General features: G+C 57.8%; 24 protein-coding genes. 19 read left to right on the top strand and 5 right to left on the bottom strand.

Going from position 1 to position 22,781, the window contains the following annotated elements:
- Positions 1 to 114: 114 nt before the first annotated feature.
- The 16 genes from acpP to LPQ25_RS16195 all read left to right on the top strand — a co-directional run bounded on the left by acpP (position 115) and on the right by LPQ25_RS16195 (position 14,169).
- Entirely contained in the window at positions 115 to 351 is a 237-nt protein-coding gene (acpP, locus tag LPQ25_RS16270) for an acyl carrier protein (protein ID WP_000103754.1), read from the top strand.
- A gap of 89 nt (positions 352 to 440) precedes the next feature.
- Positions 441 to 1,682, top strand: a complete 1,242-nt coding sequence (fabF, locus tag LPQ25_RS16265) for a beta-ketoacyl-ACP synthase II (protein ID WP_002900666.1) — start codon at positions 441 to 443, stop codon at positions 1,680 to 1,682.
- A 125-nt stretch (positions 1,683 to 1,807) separates the two neighbouring features.
- The gene (gene pabC, locus LPQ25_RS16260; RefSeq protein WP_014907849.1) at positions 1,808 to 2,617 is read left to right on the top strand and encodes an aminodeoxychorismate lyase; all 810 of its coding nucleotides are present in this window, start codon (positions 1,808 to 1,810) and stop codon (positions 2,615 to 2,617) included.
- Position 2,618: 1 nt separating this feature from the next.
- On the top strand, positions 2,619 to 3,641 hold the full coding sequence (yceG, locus tag LPQ25_RS16255; RefSeq protein WP_002900671.1) for a cell division protein YceG: 1,023 nt from the start codon (positions 2,619 to 2,621) through the stop codon (positions 3,639 to 3,641).
- The gene (tmk, locus tag LPQ25_RS16250) at positions 3,631 to 4,272 is read left to right on the top strand and encodes a dTMP kinase (protein WP_002900674.1); all 642 of its coding nucleotides are present in this window, start codon (positions 3,631 to 3,633) and stop codon (positions 4,270 to 4,272) included. Before yceG ends, tmk begins: the two co-directional genes overlap by 11 nt.
- Positions 4,269 to 5,273 carry a DNA polymerase III subunit delta' gene (holB, locus tag LPQ25_RS16245; protein WP_014907848.1) on the top strand — a complete coding sequence of 335 codons (1,005 nt, stop codon included), beginning with the start codon at positions 4,269 to 4,271 and terminating at the stop codon, positions 5,271 to 5,273. Before tmk ends, holB begins: the two co-directional genes overlap by 4 nt.
- 10 nt (positions 5,274 to 5,283) lie before the next feature.
- On the top strand, positions 5,284 to 6,078 hold the full coding sequence (locus tag LPQ25_RS16240; protein ID WP_004190975.1) for a metal-dependent hydrolase: 795 nt from the start codon (positions 5,284 to 5,286) through the stop codon (positions 6,076 to 6,078).
- Positions 6,079 to 6,374: 296 nt separating this feature from the next.
- A complete protein-coding gene (gene ptsG, locus LPQ25_RS16235) occupies positions 6,375 to 7,808 on the top strand; it encodes a PTS glucose transporter subunit IIBC (protein ID WP_002900680.1) in 1,434 nt (477 codons plus the stop codon).
- A gap of 261 nt (positions 7,809 to 8,069) precedes the next feature.
- Positions 8,070 to 8,426 (top strand): purine nucleoside phosphoramidase, encoded by a 357-nt coding sequence (gene hinT / locus LPQ25_RS16230; protein ID WP_002900681.1) that lies wholly within the window; start codon positions 8,070 to 8,072, stop codon positions 8,424 to 8,426.
- A 4-nt stretch (positions 8,427 to 8,430) separates the two neighbouring features.
- On the top strand, positions 8,431 to 8,805 hold the full coding sequence (locus LPQ25_RS16225; protein ID WP_002900683.1) for a YcfL family putative periplasmic lipoprotein: 375 nt from the start codon (positions 8,431 to 8,433) through the stop codon (positions 8,803 to 8,805).
- Between the two features lie 21 nt (positions 8,806 to 8,826).
- A complete protein-coding gene (gene lpoB, locus LPQ25_RS16220) occupies positions 8,827 to 9,465 on the top strand; it encodes a penicillin-binding protein activator LpoB (protein ID WP_014342994.1) in 639 nt (212 codons plus the stop codon).
- Positions 9,446 to 10,273, top strand: coding sequence for a thiamine kinase (gene thiK / locus LPQ25_RS16215; protein ID WP_014907847.1), 828 nt, complete (start codon positions 9,446 to 9,448; stop codon positions 10,271 to 10,273). Before lpoB ends, thiK begins: the two co-directional genes overlap by 20 nt.
- Before the next feature lie 23 nt (positions 10,274 to 10,296).
- The gene (gene nagZ, locus LPQ25_RS16210) at positions 10,297 to 11,307 is read left to right on the top strand and encodes a beta-N-acetylhexosaminidase (protein WP_014907846.1); all 1,011 of its coding nucleotides are present in this window, start codon (positions 10,297 to 10,299) and stop codon (positions 11,305 to 11,307) included.
- 35 nt (positions 11,308 to 11,342) lie between these two features.
- Positions 11,343 to 11,885, top strand: coding sequence for an alpha/beta hydrolase YcfP (gene ycfP, locus LPQ25_RS16205; RefSeq protein ID WP_002900775.1), 543 nt, complete (start codon positions 11,343 to 11,345; stop codon positions 11,883 to 11,885).
- A 245-nt stretch (positions 11,886 to 12,130) separates the two neighbouring features.
- Positions 12,131 to 13,435, top strand: a complete 1,305-nt coding sequence (locus LPQ25_RS16200; RefSeq protein WP_002900778.1) for an NAD(P)/FAD-dependent oxidoreductase — start codon at positions 12,131 to 12,133, stop codon at positions 13,433 to 13,435.
- Positions 13,436 to 13,629: 194 nt separating this feature from the next.
- Positions 13,630 to 14,169, top strand: coding sequence for a glycine zipper 2TM domain-containing protein (locus tag LPQ25_RS16195; protein ID WP_002900781.1), 540 nt, complete (start codon positions 13,630 to 13,632; stop codon positions 14,167 to 14,169).
- A 57-nt stretch (positions 14,170 to 14,226) separates the two neighbouring features.
- Here the strand turns inward: LPQ25_RS16195 and LPQ25_RS16190 are convergent, their stop codons facing one another.
- On the bottom strand, positions 14,227 to 16,416 hold the full coding sequence (locus LPQ25_RS16190) for a TonB-dependent siderophore receptor (RefSeq protein WP_014907843.1): 2,190 nt from the start codon (positions 16,414 to 16,416) through the stop codon (positions 14,227 to 14,229).
- Positions 16,417 to 16,484: 68 nt separating this feature from the next.
- Here LPQ25_RS16190 and LPQ25_RS16185 point away from each other — a divergent pair, with 68 nt between their 5' ends.
- Positions 16,485 to 16,607 (top strand): hypothetical protein, encoded by a 123-nt coding sequence (locus LPQ25_RS16185; protein ID WP_004140642.1) that lies wholly within the window; start codon positions 16,485 to 16,487, stop codon positions 16,605 to 16,607.
- Between the two features lie 52 nt (positions 16,608 to 16,659).
- Here LPQ25_RS16185 and LPQ25_RS16180 read toward each other — a convergent pair whose 3' ends face one another.
- Together LPQ25_RS16180 and LPQ25_RS16175 are read right to left on the bottom strand one after the other, a co-directional pair.
- Positions 16,660 to 17,295, bottom strand: coding sequence for a TetR/AcrR family transcriptional regulator (locus LPQ25_RS16180; RefSeq protein WP_004140640.1), 636 nt, complete (start codon positions 17,293 to 17,295; stop codon positions 16,660 to 16,662).
- On the bottom strand, positions 17,292 to 17,447 hold the full coding sequence (locus LPQ25_RS16175; protein WP_004147941.1) for a hypothetical protein: 156 nt from the start codon (positions 17,445 to 17,447) through the stop codon (positions 17,292 to 17,294). The genes LPQ25_RS16180 and LPQ25_RS16175 overlap by 4 nt, the downstream gene beginning before the upstream one ends.
- Positions 17,448 to 17,544: 97 nt before the next feature.
- Between LPQ25_RS16175 and bhsA the strand changes: the two genes are divergently transcribed.
- Complete coding sequence (gene bhsA / locus LPQ25_RS16170) at positions 17,545 to 17,802, top strand: multiple stress resistance protein BhsA (protein WP_002900788.1); 258 nt, start codon at positions 17,545 to 17,547, stop codon at positions 17,800 to 17,802.
- 128 nt (positions 17,803 to 17,930) lie between these two features.
- On the opposite strand, the gene ldtC is transcribed toward bhsA, so the two are convergent.
- The gene (ldtC, locus tag LPQ25_RS16165; protein ID WP_002900790.1) at positions 17,931 to 18,890 is read right to left on the bottom strand and encodes a L,D-transpeptidase LdtC; all 960 of its coding nucleotides are present in this window, start codon (positions 18,888 to 18,890) and stop codon (positions 17,931 to 17,933) included.
- 163 nt (positions 18,891 to 19,053) lie between these two features.
- Positions 19,054 to 22,500, bottom strand: a complete 3,447-nt coding sequence (mfd, locus tag LPQ25_RS16160; protein WP_234599476.1) for a transcription-repair coupling factor — start codon at positions 22,498 to 22,500, stop codon at positions 19,054 to 19,056.
- 39 nt (positions 22,501 to 22,539) lie between these two features.
- On the opposite strand from mfd, the gene LPQ25_RS16155 reads away from it, so the two are divergent.
- Entirely contained in the window at positions 22,540 to 22,671 is a 132-nt protein-coding gene (locus LPQ25_RS16155; protein ID WP_004140630.1) for a hypothetical protein, read from the top strand.
- Positions 22,672 to 22,781 lie beyond the last annotated feature (110 nt).

Genomic DNA, 22,781 nt, shown 5'->3' with positions numbered 1-22,781 from the left:
CAAAATAGCGCAAAATCGTGGTAAGACCTGCCGGGATTTAGTTGCAAATTTTTCAACATTTTATACACTACGAAAACCATCGCGAAAGCGAGTTTTGATAGGAAATTTAAGAGTATGAGCACTATCGAAGAACGCGTTAAGAAAATTATCGGCGAGCAGCTGGGCGTTAAGCAGGAAGAAGTTACCAACAATGCTTCCTTCGTTGAAGACCTGGGCGCTGATTCTCTTGACACCGTTGAGCTGGTAATGGCTCTGGAAGAAGAGTTTGATACTGAGATTCCGGACGAAGAAGCTGAGAAAATCACCACCGTTCAGGCTGCCATTGATTACATCAACGGCCACCAGGCGTAAGTGAACATCTCCAGGCGGTCATTCGACCGCCTGAGTTTTATCTTTTTATTGTCCCACAAGAATCTATTTTCCCTCCCTGGAGGACAAACGTGTCTAAGCGTCGTGTAGTTGTGACCGGACTGGGCATGTTGTCTCCTGTCGGCAATACCGTAGAGTCTACCTGGAAAGCTCTCCTTGCCGGTCAGAGTGGCATCAGCCTGATCGACCATTTCGATACTAGCGCCTATGCAACGAAATTTGCTGGCTTAGTAAAGGATTTTAACTGTGATGACATTATCTCGCGCAAAGAACAGCGCAAGATGGATGCCTTCATTCAATATGGAATTGTCGCTGGCGTTCAGGCCATGCAGGATTCTGGCCTTGAAGTGACGGAAGAGAATGCAACCCGTATTGGCGCCGCTATCGGCTCCGGTATCGGCGGTCTCGGCTTGATCGAAGAAAACCACAGTTCGCTGGTTAACGGCGGACCGCGCAAGATCAGCCCATTCTTCGTTCCTTCCACAATTGTTAACATGGTGGCCGGCCATCTGACCATCATGTTTGGTCTGCGTGGGCCAAGTATCTCTATCGCGACCGCGTGTACTTCAGGCGTGCACAACATCGGCCAGGCCGCGCGCATCATCGCCTATGGCGATGCCGATGCGATGGTGGCAGGCGGCGCGGAAAAAGCCAGCACCCCGCTTGGCGTGGGCGGCTTCGGCGCGGCGCGTGCGCTCTCCACGCGCAATGACAACCCGCAGGCGGCGAGCCGTCCGTGGGATAAAGATCGTGACGGCTTCGTGCTGGGCGACGGCGCGGGTATGGTGGTGCTGGAAGAGTACGAGCATGCCAAAAAACGCGGCGCCAAAATCTACGCCGAGATCGTTGGCTTCGGCATGAGCAGCGATGCTTACCACATGACGTCACCGCCGGAAGATGGCGCGGGCGCCGCGCTGGCAATGGTGAATGCTATTCGCGATGCGGGCATCGAACCAGGCCAGATCGGCTACGTCAACGCCCACGGCACCTCGACGCCGGCCGGCGATAAAGCGGAAGCGCAGGCGGTTAAGTCTGTCTTCGGTGATGCGGCGAGCCGCGTACTGGTGAGCTCTACCAAATCCATGACCGGCCATCTGCTGGGTGCGGCAGGGGCGGTAGAGTCGATTTACTCTATCCTGGCGTTGCGCGATCAGGCGGTTCCGCCGACGATCAACCTCGACAACCCGGATGAAGGCTGCGACCTCGACTTCGTTCCACACGAAGCGCGTCAGGTTTCCGGTATGGAGTACACCCTGTGCAACTCCTTCGGCTTTGGCGGCACTAACGGTTCGCTGATCTTCAAAAAAGTGTGACAGGGCTTGCCCCGGCACTGCTTTAACAAAAGGCCCGTTCGTCGGGCCTTTTTTATTCAGCTTTCTCCCCTTGTTCTCTGCTCTGGGTCCTGACACACTGACCGACCAGTGAAAAGGAGTCCTTTATGTTCTTGATAAACGGCGTTGTACAGGACACGTTGGCAGCGAACGATCGCGCCATCCAGTTTGGCGACGGCTGTTTTACCACCGCCCGCATCCAGCAAGGGCAGGTTGCGCTACTGGACGCCCATCTGCAGCGTTTACAGACAACCTGTGAAAAATTACATATCCCATTTAACGACTGGCTGACGCTGAGCGAAGAGATGCAGCGTCTGGCTCGGCCGCACGCGCAGGGCGTGCTCAAGGTGACTCTCACCCGCGGCGTTGGGGGAAGGGGATACAGTACGGCAGGCTGCGTGTCGCCCACTCGCATTCTCAGCTTCTCTCCATACCCGGCGCATTATGCGCGCTGGCGGGAGGAGGGCATTACTCTGACCCAGAGTCCGGTGCCCCTGGGGCGCAACTCCTGGCTTGCCGGCCTGAAGCACCTTAATCGCCTTGAGCAGGTACTGATCCGCTCTCATCTTGAGCAGACGGACGCCGATGAGGCGCTGGTCCTTGACAGTGACGGGTGGCTTACGGAATGCTGTGCCGCGAATTTATTCTGGCGTCAGGGACGTGATGTATTTACTCCGGGACTCGATTATGCCGGGGTCAACGGCATTATGCGGCAGCGCTGTATCGCGCAGCTGGCACCATCGACGTTTCGCGTTGTCGAAGTGACAGCGCGTCCCGAGACATTGCGGGAGGCCGATGAAGTGCTGATCTGCAATGCGCTGATGCCGCTGGTGCCGGTTCGCCGCTGGGAGGAGACCACCTGGTCCTCGCGTGAGCTTTACCATTTTTTAGCCCCTTTGTGTGAGCTGTCTGGTTAGTATGAAGAAAATGTTACGTTTTATCCTGTTGCTGGTCGTGCTGTTGGGCATCGCCGCGGCGGCAGGCATGTGGAAGGTACGCCAGCTGGCGGACAGCAAGCTGCTGATTAAGGAAGAGACCATCTTTACCCTCGAAGCCGGCACCGGCCGGCTGGCGCTGGGCCAGGATCTCTATCGCGAGAAGGTGATCAATCGCCCGCGCGTTTTCCAGTGGCTGCTGCGGGTGGAACCTGAGCTGTCTCACTTCAAGGCCGGGACCTATCGCTTCACGCCGCAAATGACGGTGCGCGAGATGTTGCAGCTGCTGGCCAGCGGCAAAGAGGCGCAGTTTCCGCTGCGCTTTGTCGAAGGCATGCGCGTCAGCGACTACCTGCGCCAGCTGCGCGATGCCCCGTACGTGAAGCACACGCTTGAAGACGATAGCTACGCGACGGTGGCTAAGGCATTAGGTCTTGAGCATGCCGACTGGGTAGAGGGCTGGTTCTGGCCGGATACCTGGATGTACACCGCCAACACCAGCGATATCGCCATCCTCAAGCGCGCGCATCAGAAAATGGTCGCCGAAGTGGCGAAGGTCTGGGAAGGACGGATGGAGAATCTGCCCTATGCCGATCAGAACCAGCTGTTGACCATGGCCTCGATTATTGAAAAAGAGACCGCGGTAGCGGAAGAGCGCGACCGCGTCGCGTCGGTATTTATCAACCGCCTGCGCATCGGTATGCGCTTGCAGACCGATCCGACCGTAATCTACGGGATGGGCGCAGGATATACTGGTAAGTTAACGCGTAAGGATCTCGAGACGCCGACCGCATACAATACTTATACCATCAGCGGTTTGCCGCCAGGCCCTATCGCGGTGCCGGGCGAGGCCTCGCTGAAGGCAGCCGCCCATCCGGCGAAAACGCCATATCTTTATTTCGTCGCCGACGGGAAAGGGGGCCATACGTTTACCACAAACCTGGTCAGTCATAACCGTGCGGTGCAGGATTATCTGAAAGTACTTAAGGAAAAAAATGCGCAGTAACTATATCGTCATCGAGGGGCTGGAGGGCGCCGGGAAGACCACCGCACGTCAACTGGTGGTGGAGACGCTGCAGTCGGCGGGTATTCACGATATGGTGTTTACCCGCGAGCCGGGGGGCACAATCCTTGCCGAAAAACTGCGTAGCCTGGTGCTGGATATCCAGTCCACGGGCGATGAAGTGATTAACGATAAAGCGGAAGTGCTGATGTTTTACGCGGCGCGCGTCCAGTTGGTGGAGACCGTGATTAAGCCCGCGCTGGCCCGCGGCCAGTGGGTGATCGGCGATCGTCACGATCTGTCGACGCAGGCCTATCAGGGCGGCGGCCGGGGAATTGACCGCACGATGCTGGCGACGCTGCGCGATGCGGTACTCGGTGATTTTCGCCCCAATCTGACGCTGTATCTCGACGTCACGCCGGAAGTGGGGCTGCAGCGCGCCCGGGCCCGCGGCGAGCTGGATCGCATTGAGCAGGAGTCCATGAACTTTTTCAACCGTACCCGCGCGCGCTATCTTGAGCTGGCCGCCGCCGATCCTTCTATCCGCACGGTTGACGCAACTCAGCCGCTGGATGCCGTGGCGCGCGACATTCGCGCCACGATCGCCCAGTGGATGGCGGAGCAAGCGGCATGAAATGGTATCCGTGGCTGCGCCCCTCGTTCGAGCAACTGGTCGGTAGCTATCAGGCCGGACGAGGCCACCACGCCTTACTGTTACAGTCCCTGAACGGGATGGGCGGTGAGGCGTTGATTTACGCGCTGTGCCGCTTCCTGATGTGCCGCCAGCCCGAAGGACATAAAAGCTGCGGCCACTGCCATAGCTGTCAGCTGATGCAGGCCGGCACGCACCCCGATTACTATGCGCTCAGCCCCGAGAAGGGCAAGAGCGCGCTGGGTATTGACGCGGTGCGCGATGTCAATGAAAAGCTCTATGAACATGCGCGCCTTGGTGGGGCAAAAGTGGTCTGGATTAGCGATGCTGCCTTGCTGACCGATGCCGCCGCCAACGCGTTGCTGAAAACGCTGGAGGAGCCCCCGGAGAATACCTGGTTCTTCCTCGCCTGCGAGGAGCCGGCGCGTCTGCTGACCACTCTGCGCAGCCGCTGTCGCCTGCATCATCTGGCGCCGCCGTCTGAGCCTTATGCTCTGGCCTGGCTGGAGCGTGAGGTGAGCCTGCCGCAGGAGTCATTGTTGACCGCGTTACGCCTGTGCGCCAGCGCGCCGGCTGCGGCGCTCGAACTGTTACAGGAACCGCTGTGGACGGCGCGGCAGCAGTTGTGTCAGGCGCTGGCGGCTACCCTGGCGAGCGGTGACTGGCTGGCGCTGCTGCCGATACTCAATCATGAACAGGCGGCGGTTCGCCTGCACTGGCTGGCGTCGCTGCTGGTCGATGCGCAAAAACGACAGCAGGGGATTACCCTGGTGAGTAACCCTGACGTCTGGCCGCTGCTGGAGCAGCTGGCGCACAGCCTGCCCGCCGCCCGGCTGCAGGCGATTGCCCATGACGTCTGTACCTGCCGCGAGCAATTGCTCAACGTTATCGGTGTCAACCGCGAACTGCTGCTTACCGAGCGCCTGCTGCGCTGGGAACATTACCTGCAACCCGGGACGGGTTTACCCGTCTCCCACCTCTGAGTGAGACATTATGTTTTTAGTCGACTCCCACTGCCATCTTGATGGTCTGGATTATCAAACTCTACACAAAAACGTCGACGACGTGCTGGCAAAAGCGGCCGCACGCGATGTGAAATATTGCCTCGCCGTCGCCACGACGCTGCCTGGCTACCGCAGTATGCGCGAACTGGTGGGGACGCGTGACAACGTCGTCTTCTCCTGTGGCGTACACCCATTAAACCAGGACGAGCCCTGGGAGGTAGAGACCCTGCGCGCGCTGGCAGCGGAAGAGGGCGTCGTGGCGATGGGGGAGACCGGTCTGGATTATTTTTATACCCCGGAAACTAAAGCCCAACAGCAAAGCTCGTTCCGCGACCACATTCGTATCGGCCGTGAGCTCAATAAGCCGGTGATCGTCCATACCCGTGACGCGCGTGCCGATACTCTGGCTATTTTGCGCGAAGAAAAGGTGACGGATTGCGGTGGCGTACTACACTGTTTCACTGAGGACAGGGAGACAGCGGGCAAGCTGCTCGATATGGGGTTCTATATCTCGTTTTCCGGTATCGTCACTTTTCGTAACGCCGAGCAGCTGCGTGATGCGGCGCGCTACGTGCCGCTGGATCGCCTGCTGGTTGAAACCGATTCGCCGTACCTGGCGCCGGTCCCCCACCGCGGCAAAGAGAACCAGCCGGCGCTGGTCCGTGACGTTGCCGAGTATATGGCGGTACTGAAGGGGGTGTCGCTTGAGCAGCTGGCTCAGCAGACCACCGACAATTTTGCCACCCTGTTCCACATCGACCCCGCCCGTTTGCAACCTGCTTGATCTGCTTATTATTTTAAGGCTCGTAATTAATAGCCAAAGCGAGTAAAGTTCACCGCCACAAAAGTGGCGGTGAAGGTTTTTTAGCAACATCTGGATACAATTTATGTAAGTTGATGTAAATTTTTACCGGAAGGCTGATTGAAACGTGATAGCCGTCAAACAATCATCCCGTTAATTATTTTACTCTGTGTAATAAATAAAGGGCGCTTAGATGTCCTGTCCACGGCACGGTTCTCCCCCCGGGCCAATGCGTGAAAGCGTAAAAAAGTACCAAATACTCAGGAGCACTCTCAATTATGTTTAAGAATGCATTTGCTAACCTGCAGAAGGTCGGTAAATCGCTGATGCTGCCGGTATCCGTACTGCCTATCGCAGGTATCCTGCTGGGCGTCGGTTCCGCTAACTTCAGCTGGCTGCCAGCCGTGGTCTCCCACGTTATGGCAGAAGCAGGCGGTTCAGTTTTCGCCAATATGCCGCTGATCTTCGCTATCGGTGTGGCCCTAGGCTTCACCAATAACGACGGTGTATCCGCACTGGCTGCAGTCGTGGCTTACGGCATCATGGTGAAAACCATGGCGGTTGTTGCGCCGCTGGTGCTGCATTTACCTGCTGACGAGATTGCGGCAAAACACCTTGCTGATACCGGCGTGCTTGGCGGTATTATCTCCGGTGCTATCGCCGCCTACATGTTCAACCGCTTCTATCGCATCAAGCTGCCAGAATATCTCGGCTTCTTTGCGGGCAAGCGTTTTGTGCCGATTATCTCTGGTCTGGCCGCTATCTTCACCGGCGTGATCCTCTCCTTCATTTGGCCGCCGATCGGCTCCGCGATCCAAACCTTCTCCCAGTGGGCTGCTTATCAGAACCCAGTGGTGGCGTTTGGTATCTACGGTTTCATCGAACGTTGCCTGGTGCCGTTTGGTCTGCATCACATCTGGAACGTTCCTTTCCAGATGCAGATCGGCGAATACACCAACGCGGCTGGTCAGGTGTTCCACGGCGATATCCCGCGCTACATGGCAGGCGACCCGACGGCGGGCAAACTGTCTGGCGGCTTCCTGTTCAAAATGTATGGTCTGCCGGCAGCGGCTATCGCTATTTGGCACTCTGCTAAACCGGAAAACCGCGCCAAAGTGGGCGGCATCATGATCTCCGCCGCGCTGACCTCGTTCCTGACCGGTATCACCGAGCCGATCGAGTTCTCGTTCATGTTCGTGGCGCCGATCCTGTACGTTATCCATGCCATTCTGGCGGGCCTGGCGTTCCCGATCTGTATCCTGCTGGGTATGCGTGACGGTACCTCGTTCTCTCACGGCCTGATCGACTTTATCGTGCTGTCCGGTAACAGCAGCAAACTGTGGCTGTTCCCGATTGTTGGTATCTGCTATGCGATCGTGTACTACGTCATTTTCCGTGTGCTGATTAAAGCCCTGGATCTGAAAACACCGGGTCGTGAAGACACCACCGAAGAGAGCAAAGCTGGCGCCACCAGCGAGATGGCTCCGGCTCTGGTCGCCGCTTTCGGCGGTAAAGAGAACATCACCAACCTCGACGCATGTATTACTCGTCTGCGTGTTAGCGTGGCGGATGTAGCGAAAGTTGACCAGGCTGGCCTGAAAAAACTGGGCGCCGCTGGCGTGGTAGTGGCAGGTTCTGGCGTACAGGCCATCTTCGGTACCAAGTCCGATAACCTGAAAACTGAAATGGATGAGTACATCCGTAACAGTTAAGACGTAGTATCGGGGAGACTAAGGCAGCCAACTGGCTGCCTTTTTTATGCGCTAAAGTCGGTGCCCCACAAGCGATAACCCTGAAAACAGTCCGCCATATGCTTATTCCCTCAGCAGCTAAGTCTATAGTTGAATAAGAAAAAGAGCTTTCAGGTTGAAAGAGAGGGAGAATGTCGCTCATACTCTTAGCGGAACCTGTGCGTCCGCGTTTATCTGCAGAAGCAGGCCAGCGCACGGGATAAAACTTATAAGGAATCAGTCATGGCAGAAGAAACGATTTTCAGCAAAATCATTCGCCGGGAGATCCCGTCGGATATTGTCTATCAGGATGAGCTTGTGACCGCTTTTCGCGACATCTCCCCGCAGGCGCCCACCCATATTCTGATTGTCCCGAATGTTCTGATTCCTACCGTAAATGACGTCACCGCTGAACATGAGCTGGCGCTGGGCCGGATGATGACCGTCGCGGCGAAGATCGCCCGCGATGAAGGTCTTGCCGACGATGGCTATCGGTTGATCGTCAACTGCAACCGCCACGGCGGCCAGGAAGTGTACCATATCCATATGCATCTGCTGGGCGGTCGTCCGCTTGGCCCGATGCTGGCGCACAAAGGCTAACGTCATGCTCAGGACCCTTTTGGGCGCGTGTCTGGCGGCGGGGCTACTCGCCGGGTGTAGTTCACACCCGGAGATCCCGGTTTCTGACCAGCAGGCGCTGGTGATGGAGTCGAGCGTGCTGGCGGCGGGGATCAGCGCCAGCGAGCCTGCCGTCGTGGCGACAGAGATTCAGGCTACCGCCTCCTCAACGCTATATAACGAGCGCCAGCAGCCGGTTACCGTGCACTATCGTTTTTTCTGGTATGACGCCCGAGGGCTGGAGATGCATCCGCTGGACGCGCCGCGCACCATCGTGGTACCGGCCCGCTCCTCGGTCACGTTATATGGCAGCGCCAATATCCTGGGGGCGCATAAGGCCCGCCTTTATCTTTATCTGTAAGGGGTAATTATAATGATGAAAATGTGTCGCTATGCGTTAATCACAGCACTGGCGATATTCCTCGCAGGCTGTGCGGGGTTGCGGGAGCAGCCCGCGCCGGTAGAAGAGGCCAAACCGCAGCCGCAGCAGCCTGCGCAGCCGCAGCCCACGGTGCCGACCGTACCGGCGGTGCCCTCTGTCCCGGCGCAGCCTGGGCCGATTGAGCATCAGGATCAGCAGTCGGGTCAGCCGGCGCCGCGCGTGCGTCATTATGACTGGAACGGCGCGGTTCAGCCGCTGGTGGGGCAGATGCTGCAGGCGAGTGGGGTCAATGCCGGCAGTATTCTGCTGGTTGACAGCGTGAACAACCGCACCAACGGTTCGCTGAATGCTGGAGAAGCCACCACTGCGCTACGTAGTGCGCTGGCCGGTAACGGCAAATTTACCCTGGTATCGGCGCAGCAGCTGGCGGTCGCCAAGCAGCAGCTGGGCCTGTCGCCGCAGGACAGCCTTGGCAGCCGCAGCAAAGCCATGGGCATCGCCCGCAACGTGGGCGCGCAGTATGTGCTTTACTCCAATGCCACCGGCAACGTCAACGCGCCTGAGCTGAAAATGCAGCTCATGCTGGTGCAAACCGGTGAGATAATCTGGTCAGGTAAAGGTGCTGTTCAGCAACAATAAGCTAACGCGCGACGAGCTCTTGTCGCGCTTCTTTCCCCATTATCATCCTGTCGCCTCGCTGAGCCAGAGTGGCCTCAGCGGCGGCAGTGTGATTATCAGCGACGGCGACCGGCGGCACGTGCTGCGTCAGCCGCACGATCCGTCTGCCGCCACTTACTATTTTCGCCGTCAGTATCACGCACTCCGCCGACTGCCTGCCAGGCTGGCGCCAACCCCGCTGTTTTACTCACCCTGCTGGATGGTGGTGGAGTATTGCGCAGGGGAGGTGAAAAGCGAGTTACCGGCCTCCCCGCAGCTGTCAGGCTTATTGTATGATTTGCATCAGCAACCGCGGTTTGGCTGGCGGGTTAGCCTTACACCACTGCTGGCCCAGTACTGGCAGAGGTGCGATCCGGCGCGGCGCAAGCCGCGTTGGCTGCGCTGGCATCAGCGGCTGCGCCGCCAGGGCGAGCCCCGTCCCCTGCGGCTGGCGCCGCTGCACATGGACGTCCATGCCGGCAATATTATTCATAATGAGTCCGGCCTGAGGCTGATCGACTGGGAATATGCCGGTGATGGCGATATCGCGCTGGAGCTGGCCGCGGTGTGGATCACGCCTGGCGAGCGCCGTCGGCTGGTAGAAGCGTATGCCCGGCGGGCGGCCATCGACGCGCAGCTGCTTTGGCGGCAGGTTGTACTCTGGCGCCCGTGGGTACTGCTGTTGATGGCGGGCTGGTATGAAATGCGCTGGCGGCAGAGCGGGGACCGGCAATTTATCACGCTGGCAGATGAAACATGGTGTCAGTTAGACAACGAACGTAAAGGATAAGAGAGGTCAGTGTGGGCCCAGTGATGTTGGATGTCGAAGGGTATGAGCTGGATGCGGAAGAGCGAGAAATTCTGGCGCATCCGCTGGTGGGAGGGTTGATCCTCTTTACCCGAAATTATCACGATCTGGCGCAGCTGCGCGAGCTGGTGCGCCAGATCCGCGACGCCTCCCGGAACCACCTGGTGGTGGCGGTCGATCAGGAAGGGGGGCGGGTTCAGCGTTTCCGCGAAGGGTTTACCCGTTTACCGGCGGCCCAGTCTTTCGCCGCGCTGCTGGGGATGGAAGAGGGGGGCAAACTGGCCGCCGAAGCCGGCTGGCTGATGGCCAGCGAAATGATCGCCATGGATATCGATATTAGTTTTGCGCCAGTGCTGGACGTCGGCCATATCAGCGCCGCAATCGGCGAACGTTCTTATCATGAAGATCCACAGAAAGCGCTGACGATGGCGCGTCACTTCATTGACGGGATGCACGCCGCGGGCATGAAAACCACCGGCAAACACTTCCCGGGTCACGGGGCGGTGACTGCCGATTCGCACAAAGAGACGCCGTTCGATCCGCGGGCGGCATCGGTTATCCGCGACCATGATATGGCGGTGTTCAAAAGCCTTATCGCCGAGCAGCGTCTGGATGCCATTATGCCGGCGCATGTGATTTACCCGGAGCTCGATCCGCGTCCGGCCAGCGGCTCGGCGTACTGGCTGAAAACGGTGCTGCGCGGCGAACTGGGCTTTGACGGGGTGATTTTCTCCGACGATCTGTCGATGGAAGGGGCGGCGATCATGGGCAGCTATGCCGAACGCGGTCAGGCATCGCTCGACGCCGGTTGCGATATGATCCTCGTCTGCAATAATCGTAAAGGCGCGGTCAGTGTGCTGGATAACCTGTCGCCGATCAAAGCAGAGCGTGTTACGAAATTGTATCATAAAGGTTCCTTTTCCCGTCAGGAGTTAAGGGATTCAGCCCGTTGGAAAACGGTGAGTGCCCAGCTGGAGCAGCTTCATGCGCGCTGGCAAGAGGCGAAGTCCGCGTAACGCTCTACGGGGCGTTGTTGTCTGGTGAGGATGCGATGATTATCTATTTACACGGTTTTGACTCGAACAGCCCCGGTAACCATGAGAAGGTTATGCAGCTGCAGTTTATCGACCCGGACGTGCGGTTGATTAGCTACAGCACGCGGCATCCCAAGCACGATATGCAGCATTTGCTGAAAGAGGTCGATAAAATGCTGCAGCTCACTGCCGATGACCGGCCGCTGATCTGCGGCGTCGGCCTTGGCGGCTACTGGGCGGAGCGGATTGGTTTTCTGTGCGATATCCGCCAGGCGGTGTTCAATCCAAACCTGTTTCCGCATGAGAACATGGAAGGCAAAATCGACCGACCGGAAGAGTATGCTGACATCGCCACCAAGTGCGTGACCAACTTCCGCGAGAAGAACCGCGATCGCTGCCTGGTGGTGCTTTCCCGCCAGGACGAGGCGTTGGACAGCCAGCGTTCCGCCGATCTCCTGCACCACTATTATGAAATTATCTGGGATGAAGAGCAGACCCATAAGTTTAAAAATATCTCGCCGCATCTGCAGCGGCTGAAAGCGTTTAAAACCCTCGGCTAACTGCTTTTCCCTTGTTCCCAAACCCGCGTCGGGTTCACCACGCGGGTTTTTTCATGTCTACACTTATTGGTTTCGCTGAAAAAATACGCGACAAAACTTGATGCACATCAATTTTGGTATGACCAATGCACCGTTCATGGTATTCTCGACAGTGCTGAATGGTTTCATTAACGTAACTTGTTGTTAAATAAAGGCTATTTCAATACCTTTTATTTAACAATTGGTTAATAATTTTAGGGGTACACATGACTACGCCATTGAAAAAAATCGTAATTGTGGGTGGCGGCGCTGGCGGACTGGAACTGGCAACTCAGCTGGGGAGAAAGTTAGGGCGCCATAAGAAAGCGAAAATCACTCTGGTGGACCGTAACCACAGCCATCTGTGGAAGCCGCTGCTGCACGAAGTGGCCACCGGTTCTCTGGATGAAGGCGTTGATGCGCTGAGCTATCTGGCCCATGCCCGCAACCACGGTTTCCAGTTCCAGCTGGGCTCGGTGGTTGATATCAACCGCGAAGGGAAAACCATCACCCTCGGCGAGCTGCGCAATGAAAAAGGCGAGCTGCTGGTGGCTGAGCGTAAACTGCCGTACGACACGCTGGTCATGGCGTTGGGCAGTACCTCGAATGACTTTAATACCCCTGGCGTAAAAGAGAACTGCATTTTCCTCGACAACCCGCACCAGGCGCGTCGCTTCCATCAGGAAATGCTCAACCTGTTCCTTAAATACTCTGCTAACCTCGGCGCTAACGGTAAAGTAAATATCGCCATCGTCGGCGGCGGCGCCACCGGCGTGGAGCTCTCCGCTGAGTTGCACAATGCGGTGAAACAGCTGCACAGCTACGGCTACAAAGGGCTGACCAACGAAGCGCTGAACGTCACGCTGGTCGAGGCAGGCGAGCGCATTCTGCCTGCGCTGCCGCCGCGCATTTCCGGGGCAGCGCATAATGAGCTGACTAAGCTGGGCGTACGGGTTCTGACGCAGACCATGGTCACCAGCGCGGATGCGGGCGGCCTGCACACTAAAGATGGCGAATATATTGAGGCGGATCTAATGGTCTGGGCGGCGGGGATCAAAGCGCCAGATTTCATGAAAGAGATCGGCGGCCTCGAAACCAACCGTATCAATCAGCTGGTGGTCGAGCCGACGCTGCAGACTACCCGCGATGCGGATATTTTCGCCATCGGCGACTGCGCCTCCTGCGCCCGTCCGGAAGGCGGCTTTGTGCCTCCGCGGGCCCAGGCGGCGCACCAGATGGCTACCTGCGCGCTGAACAACATCCTGGCGCAGATGAAAGGCAAACCGCTGAAGGCATACACCTATAAAGACCATGGCTCGCTGGTGTCGCTGTCAAATTACTCCACCGTCGGCAGCCTGATGGGTAACCTGATGCGCGGTTCGATGATGGTGGAAGGGCGCATTGCGCGCTTCGTGTACATCTCCCTGTACCGTATGCACCAGATTGCTCTGCATGGTTACTTCAAGACCGGCCTGATGATGCTGGTTGGGCGCATCAACCGCATCATTCGCCCGCGCCTGAAGCTGCACTAATCGCTGTCGCGACCCGGAGGCGCGCTCTGAGGGCGCCTCCGGGCTCTTCTGCTGGAACCGCAGAGATCCCGCTCGGAATCCTCTGAATCCCTTTGATTTGCAGCGAATTCTCGCACTTTTCATCCGCTATCTGATTTGCGCCCTCCCGGCTCCGGTTGCAAAATTGTATCAACAGCAACAAAGGAGGAACTCCCGTGAATAAATCTATGTTGGCGGGTATAGGGATAGGCGTGGCTGCCGCGCTGGGCGTTGCAGCTGTCGCTGGTCTCAACGTGTTGGATCGCGGCCCGCAGTATGCGCAAGTGGTCTCCAGTACACCGATTAAAGAAACCGTGAAAACGCCGCGTCAGGAATGCCGCAATGTCACGGTGACTCATCGTCGTCCGGTACAGGATGAAAACCGCATCGCCGGTTCGGTGCTGGGCGCGGTGGCGGGCGGGGTGATTGGCCACCAGTTTGGCGGCGGTCACGGACGCAGCGTGGCGACGGTCGTAGGTGCGCTGGGCGGCGGCTATGCAGGCAACCAGATCCAGGGCGCGATGCAGGACAACGATACCTACACCACCACCCAGCAGCGCTGCAAAACGGTGTATGACAAATCCGATAAAATGCTCGGCTACGATGTGACCTATAAGATAGGCGATCAGCAGGGGAAAATCCGCATGGATCACGATCCCGGCAGCCAGATCCCGCTGGACAACAACGGCCAGCTGGTCCTGAACAACAAAATCTAAAAACAGATTTGTGTAGTGATTAGCCCCTCAATCGCTCAGGCTGAGGGGCTTTTTTTATCAGAAGGTTAAGGCGTAGTTCAGACCAAAGGTGCGGCCACGACCTTTGTACTCATACAGCGATGAACTGCCGTAGGTTGGGCTGTAGAGCAGCGGCGCGCGCTGGCCCCAGATAGTGACATAGTCTTCGTTAAGCAGGTTTTCGATACTGAAGGTCACTTTCCCCACCGGCAGCGCGTAACTACCGATAAAATCGACGGTGTTATAGCCTTCCAGCTTGTTGCCGGCGGCATCGCTGAGGTCAAATACCTGCTGACTCTGCACGCGCAGGCTCCACGGATCCGGCGCCCAGCCCACCCAGGCGGTGGCTTTAGACGGCGAGGCGAGGGTGACGTCCCATTTTTGCCAGCGGCCGTCGGTCTGCACCTGGGATTTCAGCACGTTGAAGTTACCGCCGACGCTCCAGTCGCTATCCGGAATAAAGTAGTCGACCGCCCCCTCAACGCCGTAAATACGCCGTTTGTCGGACTGAACGTCGATGGTCATGTCGGTGCGGTTGACGACAATGGTCTTATCCGAGGTCGAGTAGTACGCCGCCAGCTGGGTGCGCAGGTTATCGCCGGTGTAGCGCCAGCCCAGCTCGTACGAGTTAACTTTGATCCCCTGCAGCGGCGAGTCATCGACGTTGACGCTGGAGATCAGCGGCAGATGACCATTCACCGCAGCGCCATATTTACCGATGCCATAGTATTTACCAGGGTCCGGTAGCTCGACGCCCTGCGAGAAGTTAAACCAGGTTTGTTGACGCTCGGTCAGGTGGGCCACGATCCCGGCGTTAAAGAGGAAGTTATCGTAATCGGTTTTGCCGCCTTTGATGGCGTCGGCGGAGCGCGCTTTGCCGTTGGCGATATCCTGCTGCTGGGCGTAGCCGACAAAGTCGTCGACCCGGTTTTCGGTCCACTGGTAGCGTACCCCGCCGCTGACGGTAAAGATATCGTTCAGATCGTAGCTGGACTGCAGGAATGGCGCGACATTGGAAATACTGTATCCCGGGTAGCGGCCGGTAGTGTAGATCGATTCGTTGTGCAACCCGCCGGAGGCCATCGATTGTGGCAGATCGAAGAACATTTGGTTGGCATTAAAGGTCTCATGATCGGCGTCGAGACCCCAGGTGAGATCCCACCCCGCCAGCGGTTGGCTGTTGAGGGTCAGCTTGGCCCCATACTGATCGGTATCCTGCTGCGACGAGGAGAAGCTACTGACCTGACCTTTCGTGAGCGTCGGGAACGGATAGAAGGTGAGGGACTCATCGCGATAGTACACCTGGCTCACCAGATTTTGGCCGAAAAAGTCGGCATCGGAGTACTGGAGGCTGATCAGATGGCGTTCGGTGCCGGGGATACGGTCGGAATTGAGCCCGTCGGTGGTATACGCTTTGCCGCCGCTGGTGACCGCGGACATGTTCTTCCCGAGCCACAGACCGTAGTCATCATCGCCCTGGCTTTTATAATACTGGGTGACCAGCTGCAGCTGGCGGTTATCATCGATCTCAATCGTCCCCGTCCCCATCACGTCGAGGCGGTCAGAGTGCTGGAGCCCCGTTTGGGTATTATCGAGGATCAGCGCATCGTTATTGCCGTCGTACCAGCCGCCGAAACGCTGATAGGCTACCGACAAGCGGCCGGATGCGTGGTCTGTTCCGCCGCTGACGGCCGCCGCGACGCGCTCATCATGATCGTTGCTGTTCGCAAAACCGCTCTTGCTGCCCACCTCAAGATCGACCTGACGATCCTGCTGCCCCTTTTTGGTAACGATGTTGATAAGCCCGCCGGTACTGCCCCCGCCGTACAGCGAGGTCGCTCCGGAGATCACTTCGATATGTTCGATGTTGAATGGATCGATGGCGTCGAGCTGGCGGCTGTCGGTGCGTGAGGAGTTGAGCCGGACGCCGTCAATCAGCACGACGATCGCGCGCCCGCGCATGTTCATCCCATAGTTGGTCCGCCCCTGGCTGCTGACGTCGATGCCGGGGATCAGCTGCGCCAGCACGTCTTTGAACTCTTTCCCGCCCTGGACCTGCTGCTCAATCTCCTGGCCCTCAATGACCCAGGTGGTTTGGGCCATTTCGGCCACGGTGCGATGGGTGCGGTTTGCGCTAACGATGATGCTGTCTTCATCAGACTGAGCCGCCAGCGCAGGCAGCGTGCTGGCCAGCAGCAGAGGGTGGAGCACCCAGAGGCGCTTTTTCATATCCATTCCTTTTATGAGCAAGTTGCTTTGTCGTTGTTATGGGCCGGCGTCGGCCGGTATTCGTTACAATGCGAAACATCTGGAAAAACTCAAAAAAGGATTTTGCACATAATGAATATCGCAATCAATATCATTTGCGTTTATCTTGCGCGAGAAAAGGTAATAAAAATCAATCTATTTTGTGGGGATAAAGCCAACAGGAGAGCGGATCCGGCGGCAGAATACCGCCGGAAGCAGGGCGCATCAGGACTCGAGGACCTGCGGCCAGAGACGGAGAGTGGTATCGGTGATTTGCATCAGCTTGTCGAAATCCGCGCCTTCCCGGGCGCTAATCGACATCCCCTGCAGAACGCAGTTAAGAAATTGCGCCAGCTGCGCGACATCGCGGCCCGCGGGCAGTTCGCCCTGCGCCTGCCGCTGCTGCAGAAACTGGGTTAGCGCCTGCTCCTGCATCGCATGGCGGGATTTGATGGTATTGGCGATATCCGTCGAGGAGGCGGCCAGCGCGGCGGAGGTATTGATGATAAAGCAGCCGGCCGGCGTCTCTTTGCTGGTAAAGCAGGTGGCGACCGCCGTGAAGTAGTCACGCAACGCGCGATCGACGGATTTTCCCTCGGCAAACAGCACGGCTTCGTGCTTCGCGGCAAAGCGCGAAATGTAACGATCCAACACTGCGCGGAATAGGCCTTCTTTATTCACAAATTCCGCATACAGGGTGGGGGCTTTTGCTCCTGTCGCCTCGACCAGATCGGCGAGCGAGGTCGCCTCATAGCCGTGCTGCCAGAAGAGTGTCATGGCTTTGTCCAGCGCCGCATCCCTGTCGAACACCTTCGGTCGGCCACGGCTTTTTTTGGCGCAACTTTGAACGTCAGTTGTCATGGTGCCGTTGTACCTATGTTGGTTTGGTGAAAGGCCATTATAAAAATAAACGATCGCCGGGGCCAGCGCTGTCGGTTTAAAAATAAATAATTCATATATGTATGAAATTTAAGCATTTTATAAATAGTTAAACGATCGTTATAAAAATGCATTGACGTGTGACATAGATCACATTATTATTTACCTATCGATCGTTAAGTTAATGCTTGCGACCCTACTATAAAATTCATCTGCACAGGTATAATAATCATGAAAACCGTTAATACTCTGGCTATTGCCGCCGTTTTAAGTTCCCTTTCTTTCGCCAGCTTTGCCGCTGTAGAGGTGCAGTCCACCCCTGCAGGACAGCATAAAGTAGGCACCATCTCTGCTTCTGCCGGGACTAACCTGGGCTCGCTGGAAGACCAGCTGGCGCAGAAAGCGGATGAGATGGGCGCCACTTCATACCGTATTACTTCGGTAACCGGTCCGAATACCCTTCACGGGACCGCCGTTATCTACAAGTAAGCCCGATGCGTCGCTGCCCGGCCCCCTTCACCGGACGGCGATGAGTAAGACCCTGTTGTACCCCTGTTTGACCCTTGCCAACAAAAAACCCGCCATCAGGCGGGTTTTTTGTTTTATGCAGCGTAAGACTACAGCGACTGCGGTCCAGGTTCAGCATGACGGGTGACGTCAATCGGCATGCCCGAGCGGTAATTCATCGCGCGCTCCATCACCGTCCCGTCGGTCTGCGGCGCCTGTTTGAACGCAGTCATGGCCGCATTAAGCGTAATGGGCAGGGTCTGCGGGTCGTCATCGATATGCTCAGACAGCGGCTGATGGACCTCAACCAGACGGCGGCCATCCGGCTCAACCGACGCCTTGATCGGCGTGTTGATAATGTTCACCTTCGTGCCCGGCGAGATAGTGTTGTACAGCGCCTTGATATCGTTATCGCGCAGACGAATGCAGCCGGAACTGACGCGCATACCGATGCCGAAATCGGCATTGGTGCCGTGCAGGAGATAGACTCCGCCATAGGCGGCGAGGCGGATGGCGTGATGGCCCATCGGATTGTCAGGACCAGCAGGCACCACCGCCGGCAGCTCAATCCCCATAGCCTTGTAGCGCGCGCGAATATTGGCGGTAGGTGTCCAGGTCGGATTGGCCCGTTTGTCGGACACGGTTGTGACCATCGTCGGTGTGATGGTGGTTCCGCCCAGCTGACCGATGCCGATTGGGTAGACGGTCACTTCATTCTTGCCCGGCGGGTAATAATAGAGGCGCAGTTCGGCGAGGTTAATCACCAGCCCTTCGCGCGGCGCATCGGGCAGTAGCGTCTGCAGGGGGATGGTCAGCACGCTGCCGGCGCGCGGAACATAGGGGTCAACCCCGGGATTGGCCTGCAGCAGGGCCAGGAAGCCGACATTGTACTTCTTGGCAATCGCTTCCAGCGAACCGCCGTCATCCTGTACCACATGAAACTGATTCTGACCCACCAGCCGGCTGCCCGGCGGGGGAAGGGGCCAGGTGTTAGCGCGCGCGGGGAGGGCCAGCGCGGCGACTAACGCGACTAGCGTCAGCCAAAGCGTCACGGGGAAACGGTTTCTCATTACCATAACTCCAAAATATGTAAGTGGTTATTTTTATACGAAAAGCAGATGAGATTATGGCGTGAGTCTGTGTGGGGAAATCCAGGCGGATTGCAAAATGTTTGTAAAGATTGCCAGATATGTGGGAAAGGAGATACGGCAGCGGGGCCGTATCTCCTGCCAGTCAGGCGACGGCGTTCTCTTCCAGTTGGCGCATAAACTGGCGAACCCAGTCCATCCGCGTTTTACGCTCTTCCAGGTCCTGCATGAATTTCAGGCGCGTCGGCCCGTCCAGGCGGAAGTGCTGGGGCTGCTTCTGCAGCAGGCCGATCAACCACACCGGATTGACGTTGTTTTTCTCGTTAAATTCGATCACGCCGCCTTTTTCGTTGCTTTCCAGCTTGCGGATCCCTAACTTTTGCGCCTGCTGACGCAGACGGGCGATATCCAGCAGGTTGCGGGCGGCATCGGGCAGGCGGCCAAAACGATCGATCAGCTCGACTTTGATCTCCTCCAGATCCTGTTCGTTTTTGGCGCTGGCAATGCGCTTATAGAATGACAGGCGCGTATTGACGTCAGGGATGAAATCATCAGGCAGCAGGGAAGGCATGCGCAGTTCAACCTCCGTCTGCTGACTGGTGAGATCTTCCAGCGAGGGTTCACGCCCGGCTTTCAGCGCATCGACTGCGTTCTCCAGCAGCTCCATATACAGGGAGAAACCGATGGTTTCCATCTGACCGCTCTGATCTTCCCCAAGCAGTTCCCCGGCCCCGCGAATCTCCAGATCGTGGGTTGCCAGCGCAAAGCCGGCGCCGAGATCTTCCAGCGACGCAATGGCCTCGAGGCGCTTTTGCGCATCGGTGGTCATCGCTTTCGGATGCGGCGTCAGTAGCCAGGCATAGGCCTGGTGATGCGAACGGCCAACGCGGCCGCGCAGCTGGTGCAGCTGGGCGAGGCCAAAATGGTCGGCGCGTTCGATGATGATGGTGTTGGCGGTGGGAATGTCGATCCCGGTTTCGATGATGGTGGTGCACACCAGCACATTGAAGCGTTGGTGATGGAAGTCATTCATCACCCGCTCCAGTTCGCGCTCCCTCATCTGACCGTGACCGATGGCGATCCGCGCCTCCGGCACCAGCTCCGCCAGCTTGTCGGCGGCTTTCTGGATGTTCTCAACGTCATTAAACAGATAGTAGACCTGGCCGCCGCGCAGCGTTTCGCGCAGGATCGCCTCGCGCACCACCAGGGCGTCATATTCGCGAACGAAGGTCTTCACCGCCAGGCGGCGCGCCGGCGGCGTGGCGATGATCGACAGATCGCGCATCCCGCTCATCGCCATGTTCAGCGTCCGCGGGATCGGCGTGGCGGTGAGGGTCAGGATATCGACATCGGCGCGCATCGCTTTGATGCGCTCTTTATGCCGCACGCCAAACCGGTGCTCTTCGTCGACGATCAGCAGCCCGAGATCGCGCAGCTTCACCTCGCTCTGCAGCAGCTTGTGGGTGCCGATCAAGATATCGATTTTGCCTTCCGCGGCCTGCTCGAGGATCTGCGCCTGCTCTTTAGCGCTGCGGAAGCGGGAGAGCATTTCGATGCGTACCGGCCAGTTGGCGAAACGATCGCGGAAATTGTCATAGTGCTGCTGAGCCAGCAGGGTGGTCGGCACCAGCACCGCCACCTGCTTGTGGTTCTCCACGGCGAGGAAGGCGGCGCGCATGGCCACTTCGGTCTTGCCGAAGCCCACATCGCCGCACACCAGGCGGTCCATGGCCAGCGGCTGGCACATATCGCTGAGGACGGCGTTGATCGCCTGCGCCTGATCCGGCGTGGTTTCAAATGGGAAACCGTCGCAGAACAGCTGATACTGTTCGCGGTCGTGTTTAAAGGCAAAACCCGCCTTCGCCGCGCGCTGGGCATAGATATCCAGCAGCTCGGCCGCCACGTCGCGTACTTTCTCAGCCGCTTTTTGTCGCGCCCGGGTCCAGGCATCGCCGCCCAGCTTGTGCAGGGGGGCGTTTTCTTCCGCCCCGCCGGCGTAGCGGCTGATAAGATGCAGGGACGATACCGGAACGTATAGCTTGGCATCGTTGGCGTAGGTCAGCATCAGATATTCGCCGGTGATGCCGCCGGCTTCCAGGGTAGTCATGCCCGCGTAGCGGCCCACGCCGTGTTCCAGGTGAACGACCGGCTGGCCGATATGCAGTTCGGCGAGGTTGCGAATCAGAGTGTCAGGGTTAATGGTGCGTCGCGAATCCTGACGACGGCGCGCCACCCGCTCGCCGAGCAGGTCGCTCTCGCAAATCAGCGCCAGGCCGCGCTGGCTGTCGATAAACCCGTGCTCAGCAGCGCCAATCATCAGATAGCGGCCGTTGCCGGTGGCTTCCTCCAGACGCAGCACATGTTTTGGCGCAACTTTAATCCGCGCCAGCATTTCGCTCAGCGCTTCACGGCGGCCTTCGCTTTCCACCGAGAAGATCACCGGACCGGTAAAGGACTCGAGGAAGCGGCGCAGATTATCCAGCGGCGCTTTGTTCTGTGCCTGGACGGCGAGGTCCGGCAGCGTCTGGTAGCCCAGATTAGTATTTGCCGCTTTGTCCGCCAGACGTTCGGTTTTCAGCTGCACGCGCGGCCATTTTTTCAGTTCGCTGAATAGCTCATCGCTGCGCAGCCACAGCAGCTCAGGCGGCAGGAGCGGGCGCATCGGGTCGACGCCGCGGTTTTCAAAGCGGGCGCGGGCTTCATTCTGGAATCGTTCCGCGCTGGCCTCGAGATCGCCGGTGTTGACGATCAGCGTGCTGGCCGGGAAATAGCTGAATAACGGCGGCAGCGGCTCGCTGAAGAACAGCGGTTGCCAGTATTCGATACCGGCAGGTAGCGTCCCTTTACTGACCTGCTGATAGATGTGTTCGGCATCGCGCTTCACCTCAAAGCGGTCGCGCCACTGGCTGCGGAACAGCTCAATAGCGGTCTGGTCGGTGGGGAACTCGTGCGCCGGCAGCAGGTTAATGGCCGCCACTTCCTCCAGCGTGCGCTGGCTGTCAACGTCGAACAGGCGCAGGCTGTCGATTTCATCGTCAAAGAAATCAAGGCGGTAGGGCTGATCGCTACCCATCGGGAACAGGTCGAGCAGCGCGCCGCGGGTAGCATATTCGCCGTGCTCCATCACCTGATCGACATGGCGGTAGCCGGCCCCCTCCAGCTGATCGCGCAGCGCATCGCGCGACAGGCGCTGGCCCTTTTTCATCACCAGCGCGTGGCCGTGAAGGAAGCTGTGCGGACAGACGCGCTGCATCAGGGTGCTGACCGGGACGATCAGTACGCCGCGCTGCATGGTGGGTAACTGGTAAAGGGTGGCAAGACGGGAGGAGATGATGTCCTGATGCGGCGAGAAGCTGTCGTAAGGGAGCGTTTCCCAGTCCGCCAGCCCCATCACCATGCTGTCGGTAAACTGCCTGATCTCGTCGTTCAGACGCAGCGCGTTTTGCATGTCAGGCGCCACCAGCACCACCGGGCCGTTGTGGCGTTCGGCCATCTCCGCCACCAGGGTGGCGCAGGCTGCGCCGGTCAACTCGCCAAGCTGGCTCTGATCGCCGGCTTTGACCGGCAATGAGTATCGATATTGTTCAGGCATAGACGGTTTCATGATCTCTTAGGGATTCGCTCTGCCGATATGGAGGGCAACTCGCTGATATTCAATAGTGAGATTATCCGCGATTGGTCTGGATTCGCCAACCCGAATTGCCATCGCGTATTGGGTGAAGAAAGGTCAGCGCTGTCGATAAGCGTAAAGATAAATAAGTAAGTACTTATCTATCCGTTTGTATTTACTTGGTTTTTAGGTTTGTTGCTAATAAAGTCGTCATGTATCAGTCGTTTACGCTGCCCCTAATCGCTTATATACTCGGGCATCGG

This window comes from Klebsiella sp. KPN54798 (assembly GCF_021184225.1).
In the GTDB taxonomy this organism is placed as follows: Bacteria; Pseudomonadota; Gammaproteobacteria; order Enterobacterales; family Enterobacteriaceae; genus Klebsiella; species Klebsiella pneumoniae.
This window is presented reverse-complemented; position numbering and strand designations above follow the sequence as displayed.